This window comes from Aeromonas sp. R10-1 (genome assembly GCF_040908465.1).
In the GTDB taxonomy this organism is placed as follows: Bacteria; Pseudomonadota; Gammaproteobacteria; order Enterobacterales; family Aeromonadaceae; genus Aeromonas; species Aeromonas caviae.
In genome coordinates, this window is sequence record NZ_JBFODT010000032.1 from 69806 (window position 1) to 82285 (window position 12480).

At 62.3% G+C, this 12480-nt stretch carries 7 protein-coding genes and 1 tRNA gene; 3 read left to right on the forward strand and 5 right to left on the reverse strand.

The window, feature by feature from the left end; genetic code table 11:
* Positions 1 to 51: 51 nt before the first annotated feature.
* From glgX to malQ, 3 genes are all read right to left on the reverse strand, one after another.
* A complete protein-coding gene (gene glgX, locus AB5Y93_RS15865) occupies positions 52 to 2190 on the reverse strand; it encodes a glycogen debranching protein GlgX (protein WP_368229798.1) in 2139 nt (712 codons plus the stop codon).
* On the reverse strand, positions 2190 to 4367 hold the full coding sequence (glgB, locus tag AB5Y93_RS15870) for a 1,4-alpha-glucan branching protein GlgB (RefSeq protein ID WP_368229799.1): 2178 nt from the start codon (positions 4365 to 4367) through the stop codon (positions 2190 to 2192). The genes glgX and glgB overlap by 1 nt, the downstream gene beginning before the upstream one ends.
* 82 nt (positions 4368 to 4449) lie before the next feature.
* Positions 4450 to 6639, reverse strand: coding sequence for a 4-alpha-glucanotransferase (malQ, locus tag AB5Y93_RS15875; protein WP_010672883.1), 2190 nt, complete (start codon positions 6637 to 6639; stop codon positions 4450 to 4452).
* Between the two features lie 346 nt (positions 6640 to 6985).
* On the opposite strand from malQ, the gene gap reads away from it, so the two are divergent.
* Both gap and AB5Y93_RS15885 read left to right on the forward strand, forming a co-directional pair.
* The gene (gene gap / locus AB5Y93_RS15880) at positions 6986 to 7981 is read left to right on the forward strand and encodes a type I glyceraldehyde-3-phosphate dehydrogenase (RefSeq protein ID WP_010672882.1); all 996 of its coding nucleotides are present in this window, start codon (positions 6986 to 6988) and stop codon (positions 7979 to 7981) included.
* Positions 7982 to 8086: 105 nt separating this feature from the next.
* Entirely contained in the window at positions 8087 to 8947 is an 861-nt protein-coding gene (locus AB5Y93_RS15885; protein ID WP_368229800.1) for a D-hexose-6-phosphate mutarotase, read from the forward strand.
* A gap of 70 nt (positions 8948 to 9017) precedes the next feature.
* Here the strand turns inward: AB5Y93_RS15885 and nadA are convergent, their stop codons facing one another.
* Positions 9018 to 10091: a quinolinate synthase NadA gene (gene nadA, locus AB5Y93_RS15890; protein ID WP_010672880.1), complete on the reverse strand. Its 1074-nt coding sequence runs from the start codon at positions 10089 to 10091 to the stop codon at positions 9018 to 9020.
* 142 nt (positions 10092 to 10233) lie between these two features.
* Between nadA and AB5Y93_RS15895 the strand changes: the two genes are divergently transcribed.
* Positions 10234 to 12339 carry a methyl-accepting chemotaxis protein gene (locus tag AB5Y93_RS15895; protein ID WP_368229801.1) on the forward strand — a complete coding sequence of 702 codons (2106 nt, stop codon included), beginning with the start codon at positions 10234 to 10236 and terminating at the stop codon, positions 12337 to 12339.
* Positions 12340 to 12386: 47 nt separating this feature from the next.
* On the opposite strand, the gene AB5Y93_RS15900 is transcribed toward AB5Y93_RS15895, so the two are convergent.
* Positions 12387 to 12462: transfer RNA gene (locus AB5Y93_RS15900), tRNA-Val, on the reverse strand.
* Between the last annotated feature and the right edge of the window lie 18 nt (positions 12463 to 12480).

Genomic DNA, 12480 nt, shown 5'->3' on the forward strand with positions numbered 1-12480 from the left:
CTCCTCACCACTGATAACGGTGCCCAGCATACCCAGTCAGGGCGCCTGGCTCTACCCCGCCAGCGGGAACTGTGATCCCGTTGGCAACACGGCGACAACATCCACTGCCACCACCCCTTCACTCGCCAGCACCGCCGCCGGCAGGGCGACCCGCTCCAGCAGCTTGAGGGAGTGGGCACGCCCCACCGCCACCTGCCGCTTGATGTCGTCCGGCAGGAAGGGCAGGCCGTCGTTGGTGGCGGTGTCGATGGTCTGGATCCACTCCATGCCCTCCCCCGGCGGCGGCAGGCGGAACTGGATGTCATAGTCGCTGGCGTTGAACAGCACGTACCAGCGCTCCCCGGTGCAGCCGATCATGCCGATGTCCATGGCAAACGCCTGCCCCATGGGGGCGTGCCAGTCCTGATCGGTGAGCTGATGGCCGTCCGGGTGATACCAGTTCACCTGGTGGCAGCTGGTCGCCTTGCCGTTCCAGCCGTCGTCGCTCAGTTGCAGGTTGGAGAAGACCCCGGACTCCGCCCGCAGCGCCATCATCTGGCGGGTGAAGGCAAGCAGCCGCTCGTCCTCCGGGCGCAGTTGCCAGTTCACCCAGCTTATCTGGTTGTCCTGACAGTAGGCGTTGTTGTTGCCGAGCTGGCTGCGGCCCATCTCGTCCCCGGCCAGGAAGTGGGGCGTCCCCTGTGACAGCAGCAGGGTGGCGATGAGGTTGCGCTTCTGCTGCTGGCGCAGGTTGTTGATGCGCGGGTCCAGGGTCGGCCCCTCCACCCCGTGGTTGCTGGAGAGGTTGTTGCCGTGGCCGTCCCGGTTGTCCTCGCCGTTGGCCTGGTTGTGGCGCTGGTTGTAGGAGACCAGATCCTCGAGGGTGAAGCCGTCGTGATAGCAGAGGTAGTTGACGCTAGTGTGCGGGGAGCGCCAGTTCTTCGGGAAGAGATCCCGCGAGCCCACCAGACGGGTGGCAAAATCCCCCATCTTGCCCGCATCCCCGCGCCAGAAGGCGCGCACCGTGTCGCGGTAACGATCGTTGATCTCCAGCCACTGGCTCGGAAACTGGCCGAGACGATAGCCGAAGGGGCCGATGTCCCAGGGTTCGGCGATGAGCCTGACCCGCGCCAGCACGGGATCCGCCATCATGGCCTTGAAGAAGGCGCTCATGGGATCGAACTCCCCCGCCTCCCGCGCCAGGGTGACCGCCAGATCGAAGCGAAAACCGTCCACCTGCATCTCGGTGACCCAGTAGCGCAGGGCATCGAGCACCAGCCGCAGGGTGTTGGGGTGATCCAGATTGACGCTGTTGCCGCAGCCGGTGACGTTGGCGTGGCGATGGTAATCCGGACCGTGGGCCCCCGACTCGAAGGCATAGTAGCCCGCGTTGTCAAATCCCTTGAGGGAGAGCATGGGGCCGTCGAAGCCCGACTCGGCGGTGTGGTTGTAGACCACGTCCAGGATCACCTCGAGCCCCGCCCGGTGCAGCTCGCGCACCATGGTCTTGAACTCGGTCACCGCATCCTTCGCCCCGTAGCGCGGTTCGGGCGCGAAGAAGGCGATGGGGTTGTAGCCCCAGTAGTTGGTGAGCCCCAGCTGCTCGAGCCTGGGCTCGGACATGAAGGCCGCCACCGGCATCAGCTGGACCGAGGTCACCCCCAGCCCCTGCAGATGCTCGATCATCAGCGGGTGGCTGATGCCCAGATAGGTGCCCTGCAACGCCTTGGGGATGCCGGGGTGCTGGCGGGTGAACCCCTTGACGTGGGTCTCGTAGAGCACGACCCGCTCCGGCGGGATGCCGGGCTTGCCGACCCCCTGCCAGTCGAAGGCATCGTCCACCACCACCGACTTGCCCACCATGGCCGCGCTGTCCCCCTCGTAGAGGGCGTCGTCCCAGTGGGTGGCACGGCTGAGCGCCCGGGCATAGGGGTCTATCAGCAGCTTGTCCGGGTCGAACAGCAACCCCTCCTGGGGAGAGCCATGCACCCGGTAGCCATAGCGCTGACCAGCCTTGACCCCGCGCACGTGGCCGAACCAGTACTGGCCGCGCCGACCGGGCAAGGGGAGACGCGCCAGCTCCTGCTCCTCTTCGTCGAACAGGCAAAGCTCCACCTTGTCCGATTGGGGAGCCCAGACACAGAAGTGGCAGCCCGTCTCGTCCAGACGGGCGCCAAGCGGGTGATCTACCCCGTTTTCCATTTCAAACATCAGGACTCCTGTTTGATGAACAAGGTCGCGAGCGGCGGCAAGTCCAGCACCAGGCTGTGTGCCATCCCCTGCCAGGGGGTCGCCTCGGCGACGAAGACCAGACCCACATCATAGTTGCTGCCCCAGTAATGCTCGCTGTCGGTGTTGAGCACCACCCGATAGCGACCGGCAGCCGGCACCCCGAGACGGTAACCGATGCGCGGCACCGGGGTGAAGTTGCAGGCCACCACCAGCGGATGGGCCCCCAGCTTGTCGGCCCGCAGCCAGGCGAAGATGCTGTTGTCCGCGTCCTGGTGATCCAGCCAGCGGAAACCGGCCTGTTCATAATCCGCCTGATACAAGGCAGGTTCATGACGATAGAGGTGGTTGAGATCCCGGATCAGCCGCTGCTGGCCGCCGTGCCTGGGGTACTGCAACAGGTGCCAGGGCAGCTGGGCATCATGATTCCACTCGTTGCTCTGGGCGATCTCGGTGCCCATGAAGTTGAGCTTCTTGCCGGGGTGGGCATACATGAAGCCCATGTAGGCGCGCAGGTTGGCGGCCTGCTGCCACTCGTCCCCCGGCATCTTGTAGAGCAGGGAGTGCTTGCCGTGGACCACCTCGTCGTGGGAGAGGGACAGAATGAAGTTCTCGTCATAGTGGTACACCATGGAGAAGGTCATGTCGTTGTGGTGGTAGCGACGGTGAATGGGCTCTTTTTGCATGTAGCTGAGGGTGTCGTGCATCCAGCCCATATTCCACTTGAAGCCAAACCCCAGGCCACCGAGGAAGGTGGGACGGGAGACCCCGGCAAAGGCGGTGGACTCCTCGGCGATGGTCATGGCGTGGGGGTACTTGCCGTACACCTCCTCGTTGGTCCACTTCAAGAGGCTGATCGCCTCGTAGTTGTGGTTGCCGCCATCGACGTTGGGCACCCACTCACCGGCGTTGCGGGAGTAATCCAGATAGAGCATGGAGGCGACCGCATCCACCCGCAGGCCGTCGATGTGGAACTTGTCGAGCCAGAACAGGGCGCTGGCCACCAGGAACTGGCGCACGGTGTCGCGACCGAAGTCATAGATGTAGGAGTTCCAGTCCGGGTGCCAGCCACGGCGCGGATCTTCGTACTCGTAGAGCGGCGTGCCGTCGAAGCGGGCCAGGCCGTGGGCATCGGACGGGAAGTGGGCGGGCACCCAATCCAGAATCACGCCGATCCCCGCCTGGTGGCACTGATCCACGAAGTATTTGAAATCGTCGGCCGTGCCGTAGCGGCTGGTGGGGGAGAACATGCCCACCGGCTGGTAGCCCCAGGAGCCGCTGAAGGGATGCTCGGAGACTGGCAGCAGCTCGATGTGGGTGTACTCCATCTCCTTGATGTAATCCACCAGTTCCACCGCCAGCTCGCGCCAGCTCAGGCTGTCGCCGTTGGAGTGACGCTTCCAGGAACCCACGTGCAGCTCGTAGATGGAAAGGGGCTGCTCGCGCTTGTCATTGAGCTGACTCTCGCGCCAGTCGGCGTCCTGCCACTGGTACTGGCCGTGGTCATAGACCACGGAGGCGAACGAGGGGTACTGCTCGCAGTAGAAGCCCACCGGGTCGCTCTTGTGGGGCAGGCGATTGCCCGCCGGGTCTTTCAGTTCGAACTTGTAGCGATCCCCGGCCTTGAGCCCCGGCACGAACAGCACCCAGTGGCCGCACTGGCTGCGCTGCATGGGGTGACGGCGGCCATCCCAGAAGTTGAAATCCCCGATGAGGCTCACCGCCGTGGCGCTCGGCGCGTAGACGGCAAAGCGTATCCCTTCCACCTGCTGGCCGAGGTGCGTCACGGTGCGCAACTGGGCGCCGAGGGTGTGGTAGAGGTTTTCCGGTTGCCAGGTGAGTTCCGCCAGCCCTTCCCAGGCGGCGGCCTGGAACTGATAGGGATCGATGATGTCGGCACTGGCGTCGGCGTAGGTCGCGATGAGCTGGTAGGGGAAGGGATTCTTGCGGCGGGTGAAAACAATTTCAAAGAGGCCCGCTTCGTCAGCGGCGGTCAGGGTGGCAACTATCTTGCCTGACTTGAGATCCCTGACCCGGACCTCGAGTGCATCGGGCAACCAGGCGGTGAGTTTCAGGCCTGGCCCATCCGGATTGGCCAGCAGGCCTAGATGGGAGAAGGGATCGGCACAGCGGGCGGCAACCAAACGTTCAACGGGCATCGACATTTCCTTTGATGGCTGAACATCCGCTTCGGCCGAAGCCGAAGCGGATGAAAGTGAGTCACATGTTGGCGTTCAAGGCTCAACGGCTGGCCTCGTCACGGGCCCGGCTCATCTTGCCCGCCAGATTCTTGAGTGCCTCGTCGGCGAAGATATCCTCCAGATCCCGGGAGAGCTTGCGACGCCAGTTGGGGTACTCGTAGCTGGTACCCGGCACGTTGACCGGCTTGTCCATCTCCAGCCAGTCTTCGAGCTGGGTGCTGAACAGGGCACAGCTGCCGCGGGACATGTGCAGTTGCAGACCGTGGTTGAGCTCGGTATTCATGCCGACCCAGTTCACGTCGTGACTGATATTGCCAGAGATGACCCCATGAGCATGCAGGCTGTCAAGGATCCGCTGCTTGGCCTGGTGGCGATCAGCATACAGGGTCTTGAGTACGTCTTCATCCGGGTACAGGCCCAGTTCGCGTCCCAGCGCCAGATCGTCGCAGTGCCAGAAGCCTTTGAGGGTCGGCATGTCGTGGGTGGTCAGGGCGGACATCGCCTGCTCGGCGTAGTGCGCCGGGGAGATGAAGCCGCCATCGTCCTTGGAGCGCTCGAAGAAGAACACCTTGTAGGAGTGGACGCCGTTCTCTTTCAGGGTCACGTCGATCCCCTCCGGCACGGTACCGAGATCCTCGCCGATCAGCAGACACTGGTTGCGGTGGGATTCCAGCGCCAGGATCCCCAGCAGGTCATTAACCGGGTAATAGATGTAGGCCCCCTTGGCGGCGGACTCTCCGGGCGGCACCCACCACAGACGCAGCAAGGCCATCACGTGGTCGATGCGCAGGGCGCCGCAGGAGCGCATGTTGGCACGGAACAGATCCACCATGGGCTGGTAGGCGGCCTCGAACAGCTGGTTCGGGTTCATGGGGGGCAGGCCCCAGTTCTGGCCGAGGGGGCCGAGAATGTCGGGCGGTGCACCGACCGAGGCTTTCGGGCAGTAGAGGTCCCGGTTTGCCCAGATCTCGGTGGAGCCTTCGGAGACGCCGACCGCCAGATCCCGGTAGATCCCCATCACCATGCCGGCGGCCTTGGCGCGGGCATCGGCCCGGGCCAGCTGCTCGTCAGCCAGGAACTGCAGATAGAGATAGAAGGCCACATCCTGCTGGTGCTCGGCCATCCAGGCCGCCACTTCAGGGTTGTGGTAATCGCGCAGCGCCTCGGGCCAGACCGGCCAGCCCCAGGCATTCTCGCCCTTGGCATAGAAGTGGGCCTGCAGGGCGTCAAACGCTGCCTGCTGTTGCAGGCTGTCACCGCCGGCAGCCACGAAGGCATCGAACGCAGCCTGACGCTCGGCGCTGAAGCTGGCCTGGTCGAATACCTGGCGCAGCATCCCGATCTTGGTCTGGATGACGCCGGTGTAATCCACATTGTCCTTGACCCGCAGGGAGGTGAGGTGCTGCTGGAAGGCCGGGCTCGCCACTTCCGCTTTCAGGCGATCGTTGCCCAGGAATTCGGGCACCGCTTCCACATCGATATAGGCGACGTTGAGCCAGCGGCGGGAAGAGGGGCTGTAGGGGCTGGCACTCTCCGGGTTGGCCGGATAGAGGGCGTGGATGGGGTTGAGACCGACGAAGTGGGCTCCCCAGGCGGCGGCATTCTCAACCAGCTGGCCGAGATCGCTGAAATCGCCGATGCCCCAGTTGTGGCGGCTGCGCAGGCAGTAGAGCTGGACGCTCGGGCCCCACACCTTGCGACCATTGGCGATGGGCGCCTGCTTGTAGCAGGACTTGGGGGCGACGATGAGACGCATGGTGGCCAGCGGCTCGTCATTGCCCTCTTCCAGCAGGATGAGCTGGTGATAACCCAGCGCAGGCTGCACATCCAGGGTGACGCGATAGGCCTGGCACTCCATCTCTTCGAACTCGGCCACCCCGACCAGCTCACCCTCGATGGGGGTGAGTTGACCGGACAGCACTGCACCCTGCTCCTGCTGGAGCTGCCAGGTGAGGGCATCGTTGACGAATTCGATGGGGAGGCGAACCTCAAGAGTAACGGCGTCGCCGCTGCGTACCACCATCACGGGATCCAGCGCGCGCAGCCAGTGCTGGCGGTGCTCCTGCTCAAGCTGTTCGGACAGGGCGGCCTCGTCGTCGACGCGGTAGCCCATGGCGCCCAGCATGGCGGCCTTGCTCTCTTCCGATACCAAGGCCGGCTGGCCCCAGGCATCAACATACTCACTGGCAATGCCTTTGGCGGCAGCCAGCTGTTCAATCAGGGTGGTCATAGTTTGAGAATTCCCGCTGTGGATTCTGTCTACGCTATTTTGTGATTAATTTTTATGGTTGGTACTTGAACAGTGGCTCTTTGGCCATGCTAAACCGCGCACATTTTTACATATCTCCCCGGCTGGATGTGTGACCGGGCAGGCACTATTGTTGTTCTCTGCCACCGACTTTGCTGATGATGCATTCAACAAAAGTTGGTAGCCAGTTACATAAACCGAAAATAAATTTCACAGTTTTTCATGATATAGCGCAATTTCGCGCAGATTGTTGGTTGACTCGCGAGGGAGTTCTAGTAAATTTACAAACGGAATTTTCTTTGACTACTGAACAGTTAGGTAACCAATTATGACTATCAAAGTAGGTATTAACGGTTTTGGCCGTATCGGTCGTTTCGTTTTCCGTCTGGCCGCTGAGCGTGCTGACATCGAAGTGGTTGGTATCAACGACCTGATCGACGTTGACTACATGGCTTACATGCTGAAGTACGACTCCACTCACGGTCGCTTCAAGGGCACTGTTGAAGTCAAAGACGGCAACCTGATCGTCAACGGCAAAACCGTACGTGTTACCGCTGAACGTGACCCGGCCAACCTGAAATGGGGCGAAATCGGTGTTGACGTTGTTGCCGAAGCAACCGGTCTGTTCCTGACCGACGAAACCGCTCGCAAGCACATCGCTGCCGGTGCCAAGAAAGTCGTACTGACCGGTCCGTCCAAAGACGCTACCCCGATGTTCGTCATGGGCGTCAACCAGGATTCCTACGCTGGCCAGGACATCGTTTCCAACGCTTCCTGCACCACCAACTGCCTGGCCCCCATCGCCAAGGTTCTGAACGATACCTTCGGTATCGAATCCGGCCTGATGACCACCGTTCACGCTACCACTGCTACCCAGAAGACCGTTGATGGTCCGTCTGCCAAAGACTGGCGCGGTGGCCGCGGTGCTGCTCAGAACATCATCCCGTCCTCTACCGGTGCTGCCAAGGCTGTTGGCGTGGTCATCCCGGAACTGAACGGCAAGCTGACCGGCATGGCCTTCCGCGTGCCGACTCCGGACGTGTCCGTTGTTGACCTGACCGTCAACCTGAAGAAAGAAGCGTCCTACGCTGAAATCTGCCAGGCCATGAAGGCTGCCTCCGAAGGCGCCATGAAGGGCGTGCTGGGCTACACCGAAGACGAAGTGGTTTCCACCGACTTCCTGGGTGAGCGTCAGACTTCCGTGTTCGATGCCAAGGCTGGTATCCAGCTGAACAAGACCTTCGTGAAAGTCGTCTCCTGGTACGACAACGAAATGGGCTACTCCAGCAAGGTTCTGGACCTGATCGCTCACATCTCCAAGTAATTTGGGATGCGCAATCGCGTAGCTTGAAAAAAGGCGGCCAATGGCCGCCTTTTTGTATTCTGAATCACGGACCCTTTCTGAATGTCCCCGAGCACTGGAGCCTTTATGACACCGACACGTACGCTGACTGCCCACTGCACCCTGAGCCAGGATGGCCTGCCCCTGCTGACCATAGACAATGAGCACGCCAGGGCCGAGATAAGCCTGTTTGGCGCCCATGTGCTGCGTTACCAACGCCATGGTGAGCCGGCCTCTCTCTGGCTCAGCGACAAGGCGATACTGGATGGCAGCAAGCCCATTCGCGGCGGCATTCCCCTCTGCTGGCCCTGGTTCGGCCCCTCCCCCGCTCGCGTTGGCAGCGGCAAGCCGGCTCATGGCTTCGCACGCAACTGCCTGTGGACGCTGGATGGGGTCTCCGATCACGGGGATGGCACACTCGTCCACCTCTCCCTGCGTGACAACGATGCCAGCAGGACACTCTGGCCTCATGCCTTCGAGCTGGAGCTGGACGTACTGGTCGGCAAGGAGCTTTCCCTGGTGCTGACCACCCGCAACACCGGCAAGTCAGCGCTCACCTACAATGCCGCCCTGCACACCTACCTGCAGATCAGTGCGCCGGAAGCGGTGACCGTGACCGGCCTCGGCGAACCCTATCTGGACAAGCTGACCGGCCGAAACGAACTGCAACAGGGCGCGCTGACCGTCACCGCAGCCATGGATCGCATCTACCGCCAGCCCGATCCCATGGTCAGCGTGCAGGATGGTGAGCGCACCACCCGGGTGGTCAACGGCAACCACGACAGCGTGGTGGTCTGGAATCCCTGGGCGGAGGGCGCCGCGGCCATGGCCGACATGAGTGACGACGGTTATCGCACCATGCTCTGTGTCGAGGCGGCCATCACCGCCGAGGACGGGATCACCATCCCGCCCGACGAGGAGCACAGCTTCTCCACCGTCATCATCTGACGATACAGATGACGGACAAATAAAGAGGGCTCCCGCGGGAGCCCTCTTTGCATCTTGCCATCAGAGTCAGTCAGGCGTTGCCCTGGGTCTTGAGCTTGAGCTCCGCGGCGAAATCCAGCATGCGGTCGAGCGGGACAAGCGCTTTGAGACGCAGTGCCTCATCCACATGGATCTCATGACGCTCGGCACCGTCGGTCAGGGCCTCCTTGATGGCCACCAGGCCGTTCATCGCCATCCAGGGGCAGTGGGCGCAGCTACGGCAGGTGGCACCATCACCGCCGGTGGGCGCCTCCACCATCTCTTTCTCCGGGCAGGCCTGCTGCATCTTGTAGAAGATGCCGCGATCGGTCGCCACGATCAGTTTCTGCTGGGGCAGCTCTTTGGCGGCCTTGATGAGCTGGCTGGTGGAACCCACCGCATCCGCCAGCTCGATGACGGAGGCCGGGGACTCCGGGTGCACCAGCACGGCGGCATCCGGGTTCTGGGCCTTGAGCTCGCGCAGCGCCTTGGCCTTGAACTCGTCGTGCACGATGCAGTGACCCTGCCAGCGCAGCATCTCGGCCCCTGTCTTCTTCTCGATATAGGCGCCGAGGTGGCGGTCCGGGCCCCAGATGATCTTGTGACCCTGACTGTCCAGATGTTCGACGATCTCCAGTGCAATACTGGAGGTGACCACCCAGTCGGCCCGTGCTTTCACCGCTGCCGAGGTATTGGCATAGACCACCACGATGTGATCGGGGTGCGCATCGCAGAAGGCGGAGAACTGGTCGATGGGACAACCCAGATCAAGCGAGCACTCGGCCTCCAGCGTCGGCATCAGCACCCGCTTGTGGGGGCTCAGGATCTTGGAGGTCTCTCCCATGAAGCGCACACCGGCCACGATCAGGGTCTGGGCTGCATGGTCGCGACCGAAGCGGGCCATCTCCAGGGAGTCACCCACGAAGCCACCGGTGGCTTCTGCCAGGGCCTGGATCTCGGGATCCGTGTAGTAATGGGCAACCAGCACGGCCTGGCGCGCCTGCAGCAGCACCTTGATCTCGGCGATCAGGGTCGCCTTCTGCTCGGGAGTCAGGGGCTGTGGTTTGGCCGGGAAGGGGTAGTCCATCTCGACTACCGGCGGAATACTGCTCAGTGCATTGCTCATTGCGACTGTTCCATCAACGCTCGGGAAGGCCAAAATTATAACCAGAAGCCGTGCACAAACCCATCAACAAATCCAGTACAGTACAACTGTCAGGACCCGCTCCGACCATATCGTTGTCATTCTTGCCAAAAGGAGTTGTCGAATGAAACAACGTTCGCTCAAGACCAAGTTGTTGTTGCTCACGCTGGGACTTTTTCTCGCCAGTGGCGTCGCCATGACATGGATACAGTCCTCCTCGCTGAACGGCCTGCGCAATGACATCATGGCGCAGACCCGTGGCGCCCTGGAGCAGGAGGTTTCCCGTTCCCTGCAATTCCAGGCAGAGCGGTATGCCGTGCAGATCGAAGACCAGTTGCAGCAGGCCTATCAGATACCGCTCGGCATGGCGGCGCAGCTTGAAGGAAGCATGGCCCAGCCGGACCAGCGGCTGAGTCGCCCGCAAGTGGAGCTTCTGCTTGGCAGCCGCCTGCGCCAGGCAAACGGGATCAGCTCCATCTACGCCCAGTTCGAACCCAACGGTTACGATGAACAGGACGCCGACTGGCAGACGGGCGCCAGCCATTCGGTTGCCGGCAAGGGCAGTCTCGAGGTCTACTTCACCCGGGAACAGAACGGAAACATCGCGCAGCAGACCATAGATGCCGCCACCAGTGACGCCAAGTTCGACACCTCGCGCAATGAATTCGGCATTCGCAACAGCGAGTGGTATCTCTGCGGTCGCGAGACTCGTCGCCCCTGCCTGATGGAACCCTACCTCTACGAGATAAGCCCTGGCCAGAAGATGCTGATGACCAGCCTGACGGTGCCCGTCCTCAAGGATGGCAAGTTTGCCGGGATCACCGGGGTCGACATGAACCTGCCCATCTTCCAGCAACTGGCCGAGCACCTTGGCAAGAGCCTCTATGACAACCAGGCCGAGGTCACCCTGGTCAGCAAGGCGGGCTTCATCGTCGGCAGCAACCGCCATTCGGACAAACTGGGGCGCCCCCTGACAGAGGCCGGACTGGTTGCCCCGAATGGACGCCCCGCCGATACCGACAGCGATTTCATCCTGCAGCAGCCCATACGGATCGAGGCTGCCGACAACCAGTGGTGGCTGATGATCAAGGTGCCCAAGGCCCTCGCCCTCAGCCAGGCCAACACCATCAGCCAGCAGCTCGGCAGCCTGTTGCAGGCTACCCAGCAGCAGCAGCTGGTTGCCATCGTTGTCATCACCCTGGTGGCCCTGGGCCTGCTTGTCTGGTTCATCCAGACCATCACGGCGCCCCTCTCCCTCATCAGCCGCCACGTCTCCCACCTCGCCAGCAATGAGGGCGACCTGACCCAGCAGATGCGTATCGACACCCACCAGGAGCTCATCGAGCTGGGCAGGCATCTCAATGCCTTCCTCGGCAAGCTGAGGGCCATGGTGCAGGGCAGCAAGCAGATTGGGCAACAGGTGCATCAGCAGGCCAGGGGCATGAAGCAGACGGCCGATGCCATGCGCAGCAGCCTGGACGATCAGAGCCTGGAGCTGGAGAGCGTGGTCAGCGCCATGCACGAGATGAGCACCACGGCAGTCAGCGTGGCGGGCTATGCGGAACAGGCGGCGCAGGAGTCTGAAGCGGCGACCCACCATGTCAGCACGGCCCAGCAGACCTTGAGCAGGGCCCGCAACGAGATCCATACCCTGGTCGAGGACATGCATCAGGCCGACAAGGCGGTCGCCCAGGTCGCCCAGCGCAGCACCAATATCAGCCATATTCTCGATGTGATCCGGGCCATTTCCGAACAGACCAACCTGCTGGCCCTCAACGCAGCCATCGAGGCGGCGCGGGCCGGCGACATGGGCAGGGGGTTTGCCGTCGTGGCGGACGAGGTGAGGGCGCTGGCCAACAAGACCCGCTCATCCACCGACGAGATAGGGCAGCTCATCGGCAGCCTGCAAACCGAGGTCACCAGCAGCCAGCAGTTGATGAGCACGGGGATCGCCCGCTCGGTGAGCACGGTTGAAGGCACGGAGCAGGCCTTCGAGGCACTCAATCAGGTGGTCACCCAGATCCAGCAGATCCATGATCACATCAGCCAGGTGGCGACCGCCGCCGAGCAGCAGAGTGCCGTGAGCGACACCATCAACCAGAACCTGATGCGCATCGGCGACGCCGCCACCACCCTGGGACAAGAGGCCAATGCCAGCCAGCGCCTGAGCGAGGCACTGGAACAGGCGGCCACCACCCTGGCAAGCGAGCTGGATCGACTGCGAACCTGATGGGAGACGGAAACGAAAAAGCCCGCATCGCTGCGGGCTTTTCAATATGGTGGTCGTTACTGGGCTCGAACCAGTGACCCCCTCCTTGTAAGGGAGGTGCTCTCCCAGCTGAGCTAAACGACCTGGGACAAGACTGAAATG